Origin of the sequence: Brumimicrobium oceani, from assembly GCF_003143775.1 — a bacterium.
GTDB classification, from domain to species: Bacteria; Bacteroidota; Bacteroidia; order Flavobacteriales_D; family Crocinitomicaceae; genus Brumimicrobium; species Brumimicrobium oceani.
The window spans coordinates 348,195-364,176 of the sequence record NZ_QFRJ01000001.1 but is presented as its reverse complement, the minus strand read 5'-3'; the positions used below and the strand labels follow the sequence as shown (position 1 = coordinate 364,176).

The window sequence follows — 15,982 nt, the reverse complement described above, 5'->3', positions numbered from 1 at the left end:
CAACGCCTGTTTTACTATAGCTAAATGAATCTAACACTATCTTCAATTAGAAATGTTAAATTGGTTCCCCTCCTACTCATAATAAAAAATCTTGTCCTCCTCTTCGCTTTTTAAAACCAATTCTACATCGCTTAGTTTAAGAATTTCAAAACGCTCAACTAACCTTGCATTGACCATCCCGCTGTTTGACTTCATTACTTTCTTGATTTTCAATCCATTTCCATCATCTTTAAATTCCCATTTCCCCGATTTAAAAATTAATCCCTCATCGCAAACATTGTTTCCTTCATTTAAGGTGAAAGCGTCTTCACCGAAAAGAATAATATCGTCCTTTTCGCATTCTGAAATTATAGAATTTCCTTGCTCATTCTGAACTTCGGTAATATTCCATTCCTTGTTTGTTAACTGTTCGTAATTATCAAATCGATCATTCTTTTTACAAGAAGTAAACAAAGAAAAAGTTAAAATTGTGGAGATGCCAATTAAAAAGATGTTAGCGCCTTTCATAAAGATTTGTTTTTAGATTATTCTCCTAATTTATAATGAAAAAATGATTCTACAAAACTTGTAGTACTTCTAATATATATTGAATAATCTTCAGTTTGATGATCATTTGACGAATTCCAGCTATCCATGTGCCTTTCAAAATCTTATCGGTCTATTCCTAGAAGCAAAGGGATGCACTACTAATGCCTAATGGTTGCTCGCTATTATACCAGTTCTGTATGATGGAAATTACTAGCTCAAAATTAAAACCTTGTTGCCAAATTAATATTTAACGATAATCAAAAAGAGTTTCAGTCGGAAGCCTGAGAACTCCTCAGTCGTTTATTTCTTTCAAAATGAATGATGTTATATATAATTGGATGAGGAACCTCCTTTGTTGTTCAGAACAAATCTTCGATAAATCATAATAAACTAAGCTCATAGGTCTTCAATTGAAATTAGTGCTAACTTTAAGTGGAATGGAATACGGAAATATAAATTCGCTATTCATCCTGTAACTTTCTTTAGACTCAGCCGTCTTACTATCAGATTGAATAAAAAAGAATACCATAGCGCAGTCAATTGTTTCAGTGATGGACTTTATCGTTTTGCCGTAAAACTCACTAAAAGTGAATCATTGGCGCAAGATTTAGTTCAGAGCGCTTTCGAAAAGGTGTGGATTAAAAAAGATAACATTCAAGCCGAAAAAGTGAAATCTTATTTATTTAGAACCGTCTTTAATCAGTTTTTAGATGACAAAAAGCGGAACAAAGTAGTTTCGTTGGAAGAATATCATAAAGAAGCTTCCTTTCTGCCTGAAAGCTGTGATTTGAAAACAGTGTTAAATTTGGCTTTATCCAGCTTAGCACCTATTCAAAAATCAGCCCTTCTTTTGCGCGATTATGAGGGCTACAGCTATAATGAGATTGGAGAAATTTTAGAACTGAGTCCATCACAGGTAAAAGTCTATATTTATCGGGCAAGAAAACAGTTACAGAAATACATTGGTAGTTTAGAAAAAGTAATTTAATGGAAATCAATAAGGAAAATTATGAAGCGTATTTGCTAGACCTTTGGGAAGGAACTCTTTCTGATCACCAAAAATTAATGCTTTCTAATTTTTTAAAAAATAATCCGCAGTTCGATGAAGAAGAAGCTTTAACTTTAACCGATGATATTTCAATTAAAGAACCAGCCATTCAATTTGATAAAGCTGCCATCGATTTTGATGAAATTAACACCAAAAATTATGAGTTCTTTTTTGTAGCTTACTGCGAAGGCGACCTTTCAAATAAAGAAAAGAGTTTAGTTGATGTATTTTTAGCAGAGCATCCTTCACTCCAACAAAAATTCACCCAGTTTACTAAAGCCAAGTTACCCGAAGAAACTATTTTATATCCGAATAAAGAGCAATTAAACAGTATTCCAAATTCTTCGATGTCCTTGCCAATTAAGCGTTGGATTGGTCTATTTGCAGCCGCCTCCATCCTAGTATCGTTGTTCCTTACTTTTCCTTTTGAGGGAGTAGAGTCTAGATACGAAATGAGTGAAACACAAGAATTAGATATAGACAAACTACTATCTAAAAAGATTAAAAACGAAAATAAAACGATTAAAAAACGATTAAAAACAACACAAAGCACTGATTTTCAAAACAAAAACAAAAAGAGTATAGAAAATCGATTACAGATGGCAGACAAACCCACAAAGTCAATCAAAGGTCAGCGTGAAACCAAAATAAAAGTAACTAAAACAGAAAAAAAGGACAATCTAAAATTAAATGCCGGAATCAAAGATAACGATATCTCTGAAGCAATGACATCCCTTGCTTCGGGTTTAAAAACTGAACAAGACAACAATTTAGAAAAACAGATCAGTTCTACTAATAAAATTCAGACTCTCGCCGAAATAACAAACGATTTTCTACGTCGCAAACAAGTAATTAACGAGGAGGGAAAAGCTAATATAACCGCAATGATAAACAATACTTTCTCTGAGATTAATAAAAATAAGAAACCAATTATCACAATAGAAGATAAACCAGAAACCAAAACAACCATTTTTCAATTGGGTGCCTTTAAAATTGAAAGAAAAACAAAAAAATAAACTTCAGCTGTAACATTTCAAATAGTTAAGCGTCCTGTAAAAAACAATAAATTATGAAATATACAATTACTTTTATTTTGGCTCTGTCACTGGCTACTTTTGCCTTCGGACAAAAAGAAGAAGAAGAAACCACTACTATTTCCTTTAAGGGAAAAGTGATTACGATTACCTCTGACAATGACTCCGAAAGCGACACAACAATCGTGCTTGAAGACGATTTAGAAGAAGAGAAATGGGACGTAAATCATTGGAGAGGATTAGAATTCGGTGTAAATGGATTTTTTACCTCTGATGCCTTTGATATTAACAATGATCCGGCCAACGTTTATTTGGAACTCGATTATGCCAAAAGCTTCATGATCAATATGAATTTATTTGAGTTTAACACCGCATTAGGAACTGAGCATTTTAGGTTTTTCACAGGCTTGGGTTTTAGATTCAACAGATATGCGTTCAAATCCACAAATTCAACACTATCATACAACGATACCACTATTTTCAATTCAATGGATAGTTTAAAAACATTTGACAAGAATTACCTCAACGCATCCTACATTTCTGTTCCACTTTACTTCACATTTATGCCTGGAAAAAATCCCGATAAAAGTTTCTTTTTATCCGCTGGAGCAATTATAAATTACAGAATTGGCTCCCGTTTAAAACAAAAATATGTCTCACAAGACCAGAAAAGAAAAGACATTGAAAGAGGACATTATCATTTAAATCCTTTTATCATCGACGCCAGTGTGCGAGTTGGTGTGGGTGATTTTACAATGTTTGCAAACTATGGTTTAAATAGCCTTTTTGAATCCAATAAAGGTCCAGACAACAAGCCTTTTTCCTTAGGTTTGAGCTTTAATTTCTAATCAAAACAATTTTAATAATTCTGAAATGGTGTTCTGTATGGACGCCATTTTTTATTTTAGGATGTCGAGAAAATTATTTACTTTTTTTAATTAAGAATTCTATTTCTAGTTAAAACACTATATTTATGTAAATATTCAGATAAAATGTCTCAATCTAAAACGCGTAAATTATTACTTTTTTTGGTCACTACTCCTTTACTCGCTTTAGCAATGTATTTCGCTTATGGCGTGTATCATGACTCCATAAAACGATCTGAAATAAAGGATGACTTTAGTACACTCAACTACATCAATAAGGGAATGTTGTCTGTTACCGCTTGGAAAGGAACGTTGATAAATATTATTGAAAATCAAATTGGTAACTTTGAATTAACTAAAAGTCAAGACAGCTTGCTGCACTTGCAGCTCACTGAAATGATTCGCAGTTTGGTAGATCAAGCGGATCGAACTATCCAAGCGGATGATGAAGGATTTAAGAAAACCATTCGTAAATGGGCTGTTAACACTTTTGTCAATTCGGAGGAAATAAAAGCGGGTGCTCCACAATTTAGTCGAAGAATTATCGACGAAGTGATGAAGGAAAAGAATAAAGAGAGGATGAAAACCTTGGCGATTAGTAAACTCACTGAATTTGCCGACGATACATACGACTTGCAAGATTCCCTGGAGATTAAAAATATTCATGGCAAATACAACATCTCACTTGACGAAGATATCAATACAATTCTTCTTACTCAAGCCAAAGAATTAGAAATCAAAAATTACCGAGAAACATTTTGGATATTAGGAATTGTAGCCCTTTTTCTACTTCTTTGGTTCTTTGTTTTTAAATATATTGAACTTCAAAAATCACTATTTTTCGTCTCTGTACTGCTGGCCTTAATTGTTTTAAGTGTGGGTTTAACCAGCGCTATGATTGAGATTGATGCAAGAATAAACTCATTAGATTTCGTGCTTTTAGGAGAACATGTCATTTTTAAAGATCAAGTAATTTTCTATCAAAGTAAAAGCATACTTCAACTGGTTAGTATTTTGCTAAAAACCGGTAAAATAGATTCAATTCTTGTTGGCGCTTTAGTCTTGGCTTTTAGTGTAATTCTTCCCATTGCAAAATTATTGTCTACACAAGTTTATCTGTTTGGTAAACGAACCTGGCAGACAAACAAAGTAATTTATTGGCTGGCTTTTAAATCTGGAAAATGGTCGATGGCAGATGTAATGGTTGTTGCTATCTTTATGGCTTATGTTGGATTTAATGGAATTTTGGAAGATCAAATGGAATATCTGAATGTTGAATCTGACAGCATGAACAGCATTGCTACCAACAATACTTCTCTACAACCTGGTTATATTTTATTTATCACATATGTGCTGTACGGTTTAATTTTGGCTGCAATTTTGAAGAGTATTGTGAATAAACAGAAGAAACGAGCGGTTTAAGAGAATCGTATTTTAGAATAGAGAATTTTTGTAAGAGTTATTCATGATAAAAAAGGATGGAAATTATTGTACTGAACTATCTGTTAATCATCACCTAAAAAGTTCCAACAGCTCCTCAATATCTTTCAATTTATACCTGAACTGCGCTTGATTAGAGTAGCTCCTTTTAATATCTTTTAGATATTTCTTAATGATCAAAGTATTTGGTGAAGGTTCGAATTGTGCTCTGCTTTGTGGCAAACCCTCTGAAAGGTATATCTCTCTTAACTGTTTTGGGTCAACAATTAGACCTTTTGTGCCTACCCCAATATAAAAAAGGACTCCATTATTGTCAATTCCCCAATCTAAAATTGGAAGCAAATTATCTTTGTCCATATAGGCCAAAACAAATGGTGCACGATTATTCATCGTAGTTACTCCATAAATCGGAATGTCTAGGGATTGTGCTACCAAACTATAAATTAAACCCAATGAAATATCTGTTCCCTCTTTAGTTTCCATGACAGAATTTACAAAAATCTCAAAAGGAGAATGTGGCAGCTCATTCACGCGAACAAAATCAAATTCATCGAAGAATATTTTATTTAAGGCTTCAACCTTTTCAAAACTTGTTTGACGAGAATTAATCTCCATCCAGCACTGATGTCTTAAACTTTGAAATTGAGCAGTAAAGTCTTGTATGGTTAAATCAGGAAATTGATAGCTACAAATCACGTAAACTGCCTGCATTAAATTTTTTTCGTCAGATTTGAGCCAAGTGGATAAAGCATGTTTCACACGTTGAAACCGGAGCAGTTCTAAAACACGAGTGATATTATCTAACTGATTGGGATCAATAAAGCAATCTTCCTCCAATACCTCTAAATCAGGTATAATATTCTCTCCATACTCCACGAGCTTTTCCCGCGCATGCTGAACAACCATTGGATCGGGGTCGTCCATCAATTTTATCAAGGCATGTATAGAGGTTTTTGTTATCACATGGCAAATATATAGCAGAAATCCTCTTCATTTTTTAAAAGGTTAACTTGTTATAAAAAGCCAAATGTTAATACACAATAAATAATTACGAATAATGCTTATCGGGAACTTTACCAGCTATTTAATATGCTACAATAAAAAGCACTCTCTTTAACTAGGCCAGATCCTTCCAGAGAGGAAAATTAAGATTTTCATCTCTGGTCAGGATGACAGTTGTGGGCGCTGGTAAGCAAGTGAGAGGGGAACCTAGCTTCACGTCATCCCGAAGCCAATTTCTTTTTTCAACCGGTTGGAAATAGAAATTTGCGAAGGATCCTGTCAGTTCACCGCTGAATCACATTATTGTTGGGTTAGATATATTTACTGGTAGAGTATCGGATAGGCATTTTAAGAATTGATAAGGAGACCAAGTTTATTTATCCAAACTATTTAATAATCCTCCCTTAAAGTCAATTTACCTCTTGTAAGTTTTTAGGTACATGTTAACCTTAGAAATTCTTAATTAACTTCATCTAGGGCAAATGCTATAAGGAATTAATTGTACACAATTGATAATTCGTAATTGGTTAAAATTCGTAATTTCGCACCATGAGAATTGATATTTTAACTGTTGTTCCCGAATTATTAGAAGGCCCTTTTAGTCATTCCATTCTTCAACGCGCTAAAGACAAAGGCTTAGCCGAGGTTCATATCCATAATATTCGTGATTACTCTACAGATAAACACAGAAACGTAGATGATTATCAATATGGCGGTGGTGCAGGAATGGTAATGTCCATTCAGCCCATTGCGGCGTGCATAGAAGAACTACAATCGCAGCGAGAATACGATGAAATAATTTACATGACACCTGATGGTGAGCTTTTTGAGCAATCAGCAGCCAACCAATTGAGCAGGGTTAAAAATATTATTTTACTGTGTGGCCACTATAAGGGAGTGGATGAACGAATTCGTGAATTATTTATCACAAAGGAAATATCAATTGGTTCCTATGTACTTTCAGGAGGTGAACTTGCAGCCGCTGTTGTTGCAGACAGCATTATTCGATTATTACCCGGAGTTTTAAACGACGAAACCTCGGCATTAACAGATAGTTTTCAGGACAATTTGCTTTCTCCTCCTATTTATACTCGCCCAGCAGACTACAAAGGACATAAAGTTCCTGAGGTTTTATTATCAGGTAATTTCAAGAAAATTGAAGAATACAGAGAGCAAGAAGCCTACAGAAGAACAAAAGAACGCAGACCAGATTTACTAGATTCCTAAATTAGAATTGTTCAAAACAAGTTTTGTTACTGAATATTATCATAAAAGCATAGATTTAAATACATTATTAAATTAGTTTATAGTACTTTTGTAAGAACTTAAATTGTAAATGTACTGATGAAGGATGATTTAGTATTACATACTATAGAAACTAACCAAGTAATGACCTAACTATTCAGTTTTTAAAGAGACTAAAATGAACTTTTTTATTTATACAGCACTTCTTTTTATATTTTCCTTTATCGTTTGTAACTACCTTACGCCCAAAATTCGTACGTTAATGTTGAGTAAAAACTTGGCAGCGGAACCAGATAATCGCTCCTCGCATGAAGTACCAACTCCAAACTTAGGTGGAATTGCATTTTTTGTTGTGCTCATGCTTTCCTTTTATTTTATTGCATCCACCGAATATTTTGGGGTTGATGTAGTAAAGGACGTTTATGACCCAAGCAATATAATTATCTCCCTCCTTCCTGGTTTAACCATTCTTTTTATTGTGGGTTTAAAAGATGATATTTTAGTCATTGCTCCCCTTTCCAAACTCATGGCGCAAACGCTTGCCGCTGTCCTTTTTGTTTACCACTACGGTAAATCAATTAACACGCTGTATGGTTTTATGGGGATTGAAGATTTGAACCCAATATTGGCTGGTGCAATTGCGGTATTTATTTTGGTTGCAGTGATCAACGCTCTAAACTTAATTGATGGAATTGATGGTTTGGCAGCATCCGTATCTATTATCATGTTCGCTGCTTTCGGAATGGCTTTTTATGTGATTAACCATATTTTCTTATTTTCTGTAAGCGTTGTAATGATAGGTACTTTAATGGCTTATCTCAGATTCAACCTTTCGTCTACTCAAAAGATATTTATGGGGGATACAGGCTCCATGATCCTTGGATTTATGCTGGGAGTCATGGCGATTTCATTCCTAGCTCTTGATCCTAAAGACATCGCAAGACTGCCAATTAGAGGCGAAAATTTACCGATCGTTACAGGGGCTATTTTAATTATCCCTTTCTTTGATACCGTTCGTGTTTTCCTTGTTCGTATTGTAAAAAAGAAAAACCCGTTCAAACCAGACCGGTCTCACATTCATCACATTATCATAGATAAATTTAAAATATCTCATAGAAGAGCCAGTTTTGTTTTAGGTGTTTCCAACTTTTTGGTCATTATCTTAATTTCATTTCTTGCTGTAACCACAAGCAATTGGTTGCTGCTCACACTATTTATATGTCTTTTAATTTTGTTATCTTTATTCTTTTTCATAATCAACAAATCCAGTTGGTTCTTAAAAGTTAAAGTACGGAATATGAAAAAGCAAAAAGCAGCAGAAAGACGGAGGTCAGGGGCCTAACTGCTCGCTTTGTGTTTTACTTTAAATTCAAATGCAAATTCCTATTCTCCGCTCATACTCTCACAACCTAAGGGAATTCACGTTTTCTCATACTCATCATAACCGATGCCATGGTCTCATCTGCTAAACACTGTGCTTCGCTTATCTGACACACATTTCGACCTTTCCTTAGGTAATCAGCATTCGGAATTAAGGTTTAGATGTTTCATTGCATATGCGCCTATTTTGTGTATATTCGCATCTAATCGGTTTCTAAAGAAAAGAACTAAAGATATTTATAAATTGATCGAATCTCTGGGTATTTTACCTAGTAAAACCAAACAAACTATATACCTATGAAAGGAATTATTTTAGCAGGAGGATCTGGAACGAGACTTCACCCACTAACACATGCTGTCAGCAAACAATTGTTGCCGATATACGACAAACCAATGATTTATTATCCTTTGTCGGTGCTCATGCTCGCTGGAATCAAAGAAATTCTTATCATTTCAACACCACACGATTTACCCAATTTTGAGAAACTCCTTGGAGATGGAAGTCGTTTTGGAATAGAATTGTCTTACAAAGAACAACCCACTCCAGATGGACTTGCACAAGCCTTTATTATTGGAGAAGAATTTATAGGGAATGATGATGTCTGTTTGATTTTAGGAGACAATATATTTCATGGTGTAGGGTTACAAAACATTTTAAAAGATGCTGTTGACACTGTTGCATCGGAGAATAAAGCGGTCATATTCGGGAATTATGTGAATGATCCGGAAAGGTATGGTGTTGCAGAATTTGACGCTAAGCGAAATGTTGTAAGCATCGAGGAAAAACCAGAAAATCCAAAATCAAATTATGCGGTGGTAGGGCTCTACTTCTACCCTAACTCAGTTATAGAAGTGGCTAAGCAAACCAAGCCATCCAACCGTGGCGAATTAGAAATCACTTCTGTCAATCAAAACTATTTAGAAAAAGAGCAGCTAAAACTACAAATATTAAGCAGAGGTTTTGCTTGGCTAGATACAGGAACACATGAAGCACTAACTGAAGCAACAGAGTTTGTAAAGGTGATTGAAAAAAGAACAGGATTAAAGATCGCTTGCTTGGAGGAAATCGCATTTAGAATGGGATGGATAAAATCTGAAACAATATTGACGGAAATTGGTGAAATGAAAGGAAATTATTACGATTACATCAAAGAAGTACTGGCGAATTAATGGATGTTCTCGTGTGATTAAAAACTTTAATCATTGGTTTAAATCGCTGAAATTATTGGAGATAGAATTGTTTTAACAGGGTTTCCATAATTACTGTTAACAGCTTTTCACTCCCATGAGCTAGAAAGCTTTCTCACGAAAAAACGGTGATGTTTAAGAAGAAACACAATAGCGTGTCTAAGCTTACTTGTAGTAAATTCTAAAGGAAACAACCACACTTCCGATAAAGAAACCAGCCAAAAAGAATATTAGAATCTGTTTGATACTATTAGAAAGCCATTTGTCTTCCTGTAATTCAGCAACTGAAAGCGAAATAAAACTGTTACTAAAAGGTTTGTCAAAGACACCATGCAGTTTTTTTTCTTGATCATTTAGCTTATCGAGAAGAAGTTTTTTATTCTTCAATTCATTTTGTAGTTTTTTTAATTCTACCTGCTCCACTGTTAACACAGCATCCAAATAATTCTTTGCTCCTTTCCCTTCATTTAATAACATTGAGGAAATCAATAACGTATTATTGTTCATTTGAGCACCATCCAGTAATCTAGTTTTCAAAGAATCTAAGCTAGTTAAGCTTTCAGAACTCAATTCTCCTCTATTAGAAGTGTCGATATTTAAACTTTCAATAAAGCTATTTTTGGTTTGAATATTAAACTGGAGCTTCTCCACCTCCTGCTGTAAAGTCGAAAAATAGTAGTGATACATGTCTTCTCCTAGCTTCTTGTCGGTAATCGCTAAAAAGGAAGAAATAGCCGTATCGCTAATACTATTTAATTGTGTTTTATTTGTTCCAATTACCCGCAGTTTAAACTTGCTAGGAAATATGAGGTGTTTTCTGTTTGGAGGTAAATCCAATCTTTCCTTAATAATTTTAAAGCGAAATTCTCCAAGTTCTGATTTTTTAAAACTTTTGGATACATCATCTTTAAAACCCCTTGAATCAAATAAGGATAAGTAGTGAGAAGGGTTTTGAGTTTTTAAAGGATAATTTCCATAGGCTGTCTCAATTGTTTTATCCAAAGAAATTGAAAATGCTGTTGAGGAAGTATAGGTTTTTGGAATGATGAAAACGTAGCCAATCCCAACTAAAGAAAAGGCTAAACTAAAAATCAAAATTGGTTTCCAGTTTTTAACTATAGTGTAGAATAAGTCAAATTCGTTTTTAGCGTTGAATGTTTTGGAATTGATTTTCATTTAAACAAAATTGACGTTAGTAGTGCAATAATAATCAATATTTATAAGGTTTTCTACTTTTCAGTTTTAAATCACTATTAAGAACGAGCACATTTCTAGCGATTTAAAAATCCTAAAAACATTTTTAAACTTGGGTTATCAGGATATATTTCTATCCTATTTGAAGCCATTTCAAGGGCTAAAAACTCCTCTAAAAATGCCAAATTGCTCCAATACATATAATGGATACTGTCACTAATTTATTTATATTCGCACGTATTCATTTTCTTTGGCTTCAAGATAAGTTAATCGCATTAATTTGATGGGACTAACAAGGGCGAAGCCGTATTAACCCGAATGAATACCAGCTTAAGCAAGACCAAATTAGTAATGTTTAAAACTTCTTTTTTTGCTGATCATAACAAGTCTCTTCAACAAAAAAATGCAGAACACATTTATAATTTAAGGGTACAATAGCAGTAATTAGTAAATGAGTTTAAAAAAACAAGCAGTAAGCGGGGTAATCTGGACCTTTACCCAACAGTTTAGCATGCAGATTATTAATTTTGGCGTGCAAATAATACTTGCTCGTCTTTTAATGCCAGAGGTTTTTGGTCTCGTTGCCATGCTTACAGTCTTCGTATCTATCGGTCAAACACTAATGGATGGAGGAATGACCAGCTCATTGATTCGGACTAAAAACCCAGATCAATTAGATTACTCTACCGTATTCCTCACTAACTTGATGGTCAGTGTGGGAATTTATGCGATCATTTTTCTTGCTGCCCCGGCAATAGCTTCTTTTTATGATCAAGAAATTCTTAAAAACATTCTTCGTGTCTATGCCCTTACATTCGTAATTCGATCTTTTGTAGCCGTGCACACAGCAAAATTGACCAAGGAAATGAACTTCAAAACTCAAATGAAGTTGCAAGTGCCATCTACGATTGTTGGAGGAATTGTTGGAGTAAGCATGGCCTTCACGGGATTTGGAGTCTGGAGTTTAGTTTGGCTGAGCTTAAGTCAAGCCATCATTTTCACCATTCAAAATTGGATTTTTATTAAATGGCGACCTTCCTTCGTGTTTAATAAACGTCGGTTTAAATATCATTTAAATTTTGGGTACAAATTAACTTTATCGGGATTGTTGGACACCATTTATAATAATGCGTATAGAATAGTTATTGGTAAATTCTTCTCTCCAGCATCGGTTGGTTTTTTTAACCAAGCGGAAACCATGCGGCTTTTCCCCGTAGAACAAATTTCCACGGTAATGGGGAAAGTGACTTACCCCTTATTCTCCAATATCACAAGTGATATTCAATTGAAATCGGCATATCGTTCTACTATGCAATTGGCATTGTTTGTTGTTACTCCTATAATGCTCGTTTTAATCCTTGTTGGAACAGAATTCTTTGTATTTGTATTTGGTGAAAAATGGTTACCTGCAGTTCCTTATTTCCAGATTTTGGCTTTTGCATCTATCGTTAGACCCATTGGAGCCTATAACTTGAATTTATTAAAAGTGAAAGGGAGAAGTGATTTGTTTTTGCGGCTTGAGGTGGTTAAAAAAATAATTGGTATTATCGTTATTGCCGTTGCTTTACCATTCGGAATTATGGCGCTTGTTGTTTCTTTAACAGTGATATCCTATTTCTTTACTGCGATTAATATGTTTTTTAGTGGTAGATTAATTAACTATTCGATTAAAGAACAGATCAATGATGCTTCAAGTGTTTTGCTTATCGGCGTGTTTGCGGGTATAATTTGCTATTTTCTACATCATTACCTGGGAAATATAGTTGAAAGTAATTTCCTCATGATTTTACTAATTGGACTTGCATATTCTGCTCTTTATTTAGGTGCTATGTTTATGTTCAACAAAAAAATAATTTATCTTATCAAAAATTTAATTCGATAATAAAGTGTTTAAAACAGATATACTATTTACAGGGTTTTATGGTAACAGCAACACAGGAGACGATGCCTTTGTTGAGGTTGCTTCTTGGGGTGCAGACAAGTTGTGGAACAAAAAAAACAATAGATTTTTGGCTGTTGATGACAATTTACCAACGACCCTAACTCCCTCAAAAGGATACCCTCTAACAATTCCTAAAACATATCGTTTACAAGACAGTATTTTAGTTAGAAATTGTGATTACTTAATTTCTGGAGGGGGTTCTACCATTCACAACAAACTAGATAGAAGCAATGTTAAACACAAAGCAATTCAAAGAAAACTAAGTAAAAAGAACTTAAAAATTGGAGGAATTGGTGTTTCAATAGGTCCTTTCAAAACTATTGAAGATGAAAAGCATGTCGAAGATTATTTAAAAAATATCGACTTTTTAGCTGTTCGTGATAAAGCCTCCTTTGATTATGTTTCAAGCTTAAGTTTGCCATACAAACCAGTTAACGCCTTTGATTTAGCTGCATTATTACCTAACATTTACAACTTTTCTCCCGAATTTAAGCTAAAAAACAAAGTAAAAACTATTGGTGTTAGTGTTTGCCCGCATGAATCAATACAAGGTGATTTGAACATAAAAAATGAAATAAAACGAAATAATAAAACGAATGAATTGTTAAAGTCAATAGATGAAACGCAGCCAGTTCATTTCAAGTTTTATATTATTAACGGGCATCACAAAATCGGAGATTATCAGCTTACTTTAGAAACAATTAAGAAAGTTAATCCCAAAAGCTATGAAATTATTGAATATTCGAAAGACACCCAGAACATCTGGAAATCTATTTCAAATTGTGATTTCATGATTTCTACACGGCTCCATGCTGCTGTGTTTGCTTGTTTTTCAAACACTCCTTTTATGCTCAATGAATACCATAGAAAATGTACAGATTTTTTATTCAACATTGGATATAATGAAGATTACAGACTTTATGATTCTGAATATGATACGAAAGATAAAACAAACAAAATATTAGAAATAATCAATGATCAAGCGGCTTATGTTGTTCCCAGTAGAATTTCCGAAATGAAAGAGCAAGCGCTTTTAAACTTTACTGAAATAAATTTATAATCATGTTCTCAGTAGTCATTCCTCTTTACAACAAAGAAGCCAGCATAACTGCTACGATTCAATCCGTATTAAACCAAACATTTGATGATTTTGAAATTGTAATTGTTAATGATGGATCTACAGACAAAAGCGTTGAAGTTGTAGAAGGAATTAAAGATCCTCGGATTCGATTAATAAACCAAGAAAACCAAGGAGTTTCTGCAGCTAGAAATAAGGGAATTGCCCAAGCCAAAAATGATTGGATTGCTTTCCTAGACGGCGATGATATTTGGCTGCCAGAAAAGTTAATGGTATTAAATGAAGCAATAAAAAAACATCCTCAGGTAAAATGGCTTATTCATGCTTTTGATACCGTAAGAAATCAAGAAAATAGAACGCCAAACTCCTATGAGCAACAAGATATTTTAAAGGATGTGCTATTCGATTTGAAAAATAATCTGAAAATTCAAACAAGTGCTGTTACCGTTCACAAAAGCTGCTTCTCGGGTGAAGACATGACTTTTAGGGTGGGATACAATACCTCTGAAGATAGAGAACTTTGGTATAAATTAGCTTTCAAATTCCCATCTCCATTCTATAGTTCCAAAATTTTATCGGAGTATGTTATCGATTCCACAGGACAATCTTTAACTACAAATTCCGACAATAGTTTTAATGATATTCGTAAGAATATAAACATGGAAGATAGACTAGAAAAGCAACTCAAATCTTTAAATTCAGAAAGACAAAAAGCATTTTACCAAGTTCTGAATAAAATTAACAAGAAAGATATTCTGAATTTTTGGTGCGTTAATAATAAATGGTCTGCTGATTTTAATAGAAACTTCAATCGTTTGGAGACTTTTTTATTTAAAAACACAATTAATCTTCCCATTTTAGTGAAGAAAGTAATCAAAAAGCTTTTCTTTGTTGCTTGGTCCGTATAAAACACTAATTATAACATTACAAAAGTTCTATATAAAACCTGCAAAAGTGATCAACTATCGCCTTGTGGTTTCCTGAAAAATTGATAGAACTTGTTTAAAAAAATTTAATGACTTTCTACTTTATCTTTGCTCTCTTTGTCTTGTTGTCCTCTGCGATAAAAAAGAATGGAGAAATAATTTTGCATTTCTTGGTGGCTATTCTGGTTTTTATTGTCGGATTTCGAGCAATAGAAGTTGGAACCGACACCATTAATTATAAAATGTATTTTGATGTAATTCAAAGTGGAGAATATTTGCCAGTTGAGGCTGGTTGGTTAGCAATCAACAATTTAGTCATTCTGTTTAATGGTAGCTTTGAAACGCTTTTATTACTGGTCACTCTGCTCACCATGCTTCCCGTATATTATGTATGTAAAAAGTCTTCTGTCAATCCAGCGCTATCACTATTTTTCTACATCACGCTGTACTTTTACTTTTATTCGTTCAATATTTCCCGACAAATTTTGGCCATTAGCTTTGTTTTATTGGGCTTTCACTTTCTAAAAAACAATATAAAGTTAGCCTTTATAGCTTTTGTATTACTCGCCTCTTCTTTTCACGCATCCGCATTGATTGTTTTGCCCTTAGTCTTTGTCAATCTAATTCCTGATAAGATAGTCTTGTATGTTTCCGCTATTGTAGTTTCGGCTTTAATCGGATTATTTGGGACAGATTTACTTTATAATTTAATCGAACTTACCTCCTACTCTCGTTATCTATCTAGATTAGAGTTGGGGAATGTTTCTGGGAATGCCTTGTACCTCCTATTGCTCAATGGTTTTTTTCTGTTTATTCTTTATTTTTCGGATAAAAGAGAAACCTTCTTTAAAATCTTCTTTCTCTACATTGTTTTTTCTAATATGCTGGTCAGAATTCCGATGGGAAGTAGATTAATGATGTATTTTGCAGTTATTCAAGTGCTCTACCTCCCATTATTTCTATATACAACTCGAAAAGGCGATAACGCTTTGCTAATTTCCGCAGTAGTTATCTATGCTTTCACCATTTTCTTTAAAACCTTTGGTGCTGGTGATATTTTACCCTACGCAAATAACTTGTTCAACTAAGCGCCAACACAAATTGATGTACT

14 protein-coding genes are annotated in these 15,982 nt (G+C 33.9%); 11 read left to right on the top strand and 3 right to left on the bottom strand.

The window, feature by feature from the left end:
- Positions 1-72: 72 nt before the first annotated feature.
- Positions 73-507 (bottom strand): hypothetical protein, encoded by a 435-nt coding sequence (locus tag DIT68_RS01610; protein WP_109358061.1) that lies wholly within the window; start codon positions 505-507, stop codon positions 73-75.
- A gap of 529 nt (positions 508-1,036) precedes the next feature.
- Between DIT68_RS01610 and DIT68_RS01605 the strand changes: the two genes are divergently transcribed.
- The 4 genes from DIT68_RS01605 (at position 1,037) to DIT68_RS01590 (ending at position 4,898) form a co-directional block, all read left to right on the top strand.
- On the top strand, positions 1,037-1,516 hold the full coding sequence (locus DIT68_RS01605; RefSeq protein ID WP_158276087.1) for an RNA polymerase sigma factor: 480 nt from the start codon (positions 1,037-1,039) through the stop codon (positions 1,514-1,516).
- On the top strand, positions 1,516-2,592 hold the full coding sequence (locus tag DIT68_RS01600) for a hypothetical protein (protein WP_109358059.1): 1,077 nt from the start codon (positions 1,516-1,518) through the stop codon (positions 2,590-2,592). Before DIT68_RS01605 ends, DIT68_RS01600 begins: the two co-directional genes overlap by 1 nt.
- Before the next feature lie 53 nt (positions 2,593-2,645).
- The gene (locus DIT68_RS01595; RefSeq protein ID WP_109358058.1) at positions 2,646-3,458 is read left to right on the top strand and encodes a porin family protein; all 813 of its coding nucleotides are present in this window, start codon (positions 2,646-2,648) and stop codon (positions 3,456-3,458) included.
- Positions 3,459-3,602: 144 nt separating this feature from the next.
- Positions 3,603-4,898, top strand: coding sequence for a paraquat-inducible protein A (locus tag DIT68_RS01590; RefSeq protein ID WP_109358057.1), 1,296 nt, complete (start codon positions 3,603-3,605; stop codon positions 4,896-4,898).
- Between the two features lie 90 nt (positions 4,899-4,988).
- Here DIT68_RS01590 and DIT68_RS01585 read toward each other — a convergent pair whose 3' ends face one another.
- Entirely contained in the window at positions 4,989-5,879 is an 891-nt protein-coding gene (locus DIT68_RS01585; protein WP_146194089.1) for a transglutaminase family protein, read from the bottom strand.
- Between the two features lie 588 nt (positions 5,880-6,467).
- On the opposite strand from DIT68_RS01585, the gene trmD reads away from it, so the two are divergent.
- The 3 genes from trmD to rfbA all read left to right on the top strand — a co-directional run bounded on the left by trmD (position 6,468) and on the right by rfbA (position 9,713).
- Positions 6,468-7,145 carry a tRNA (guanosine(37)-N1)-methyltransferase TrmD gene (trmD, locus tag DIT68_RS01580; RefSeq protein ID WP_109358055.1) on the top strand — a complete coding sequence of 226 codons (678 nt, stop codon included), beginning with the start codon at positions 6,468-6,470 and terminating at the stop codon, positions 7,143-7,145.
- A gap of 196 nt (positions 7,146-7,341) precedes the next feature.
- Positions 7,342-8,505, top strand: coding sequence for an MraY family glycosyltransferase (locus DIT68_RS01575; RefSeq protein WP_109358054.1), 1,164 nt, complete (start codon positions 7,342-7,344; stop codon positions 8,503-8,505).
- A gap of 335 nt (positions 8,506-8,840) precedes the next feature.
- Positions 8,841-9,713, top strand: a complete 873-nt coding sequence (rfbA, locus tag DIT68_RS01570; protein WP_109358053.1) for a glucose-1-phosphate thymidylyltransferase RfbA — start codon at positions 8,841-8,843, stop codon at positions 9,711-9,713.
- 183 nt (positions 9,714-9,896) lie between these two features.
- Here rfbA and DIT68_RS01565 read toward each other — a convergent pair whose 3' ends face one another.
- A complete protein-coding gene (locus DIT68_RS01565) occupies positions 9,897-10,907 on the bottom strand; it encodes a Wzz/FepE/Etk N-terminal domain-containing protein (protein WP_109358052.1) in 1,011 nt (336 codons plus the stop codon).
- A gap of 469 nt (positions 10,908-11,376) precedes the next feature.
- Between DIT68_RS01565 and DIT68_RS01560 the strand changes: the two genes are divergently transcribed.
- The 4 genes from DIT68_RS01560 (at position 11,377) to DIT68_RS01545 (ending at position 15,959) form a co-directional block, all read left to right on the top strand.
- On the top strand, positions 11,377-12,807 hold the full coding sequence (locus tag DIT68_RS01560) for a lipopolysaccharide biosynthesis protein (protein WP_109358051.1): 1,431 nt from the start codon (positions 11,377-11,379) through the stop codon (positions 12,805-12,807).
- A 4-nt stretch (positions 12,808-12,811) separates the two neighbouring features.
- A complete protein-coding gene (locus DIT68_RS01555; protein WP_109358050.1) occupies positions 12,812-13,927 on the top strand; it encodes a polysaccharide pyruvyl transferase family protein in 1,116 nt (371 codons plus the stop codon).
- Between the two features lie 2 nt (positions 13,928-13,929).
- Positions 13,930-14,853, top strand: a complete 924-nt coding sequence (locus DIT68_RS01550; protein ID WP_109358049.1) for a glycosyltransferase family 2 protein — start codon at positions 13,930-13,932, stop codon at positions 14,851-14,853.
- 107 nt (positions 14,854-14,960) lie between these two features.
- Positions 14,961-15,959, top strand: a complete 999-nt coding sequence (locus DIT68_RS01545; RefSeq protein ID WP_109358048.1) for an EpsG family protein — start codon at positions 14,961-14,963, stop codon at positions 15,957-15,959.
- Positions 15,960-15,982: the final 23 nt, after the last annotated feature.

What these genes read in the sequence shown, in the direction of transcription:
- rfbA (WP_109358053.1), top strand. Translation starts at nt 8,841, where the DNA reads ATGAAAGGAATTATTTTAGCAGGAGGATCTGGAACGAGACTTCACCCA.
- trmD (WP_109358055.1), top strand. Translation starts at nt 6,468, where the DNA reads ATGAGAATTGATATTTTAACTGTTGTTCCCGAATTATTAGAAGGCCCT.
- DIT68_RS01610 (WP_109358061.1), bottom strand. Translation starts at nt 507, where the DNA reads ATGAAAGGCGCTAACATCTTTTTAATTGGCATCTCCACAATTTTAACT.
- DIT68_RS01560 (WP_109358051.1), top strand. Translation starts at nt 11,377, where the DNA reads ATGAGTTTAAAAAAACAAGCAGTAAGCGGGGTAATCTGGACCTTTACC.
- DIT68_RS01565 (WP_109358052.1), bottom strand. Translation starts at nt 10,907, where the DNA reads ATGAAAATCAATTCCAAAACATTCAACGCTAAAAACGAATTTGACTTA.
- DIT68_RS01575 (WP_109358054.1), top strand. Translation starts at nt 7,342, where the DNA reads ATGAACTTTTTTATTTATACAGCACTTCTTTTTATATTTTCCTTTATC.
- DIT68_RS01545 (WP_109358048.1), top strand. Translation starts at nt 14,961, where the DNA reads ATGACTTTCTACTTTATCTTTGCTCTCTTTGTCTTGTTGTCCTCTGCG.
- DIT68_RS01600 (WP_109358059.1), top strand. Translation starts at nt 1,516, where the DNA reads ATGGAAATCAATAAGGAAAATTATGAAGCGTATTTGCTAGACCTTTGG.
- DIT68_RS01595 (WP_109358058.1), top strand. Translation starts at nt 2,646, where the DNA reads ATGAAATATACAATTACTTTTATTTTGGCTCTGTCACTGGCTACTTTT.
- DIT68_RS01590 (WP_109358057.1), top strand. Translation starts at nt 3,603, where the DNA reads ATGTCTCAATCTAAAACGCGTAAATTATTACTTTTTTTGGTCACTACT.
- DIT68_RS01550 (WP_109358049.1), top strand. Translation starts at nt 13,930, where the DNA reads ATGTTCTCAGTAGTCATTCCTCTTTACAACAAAGAAGCCAGCATAACT.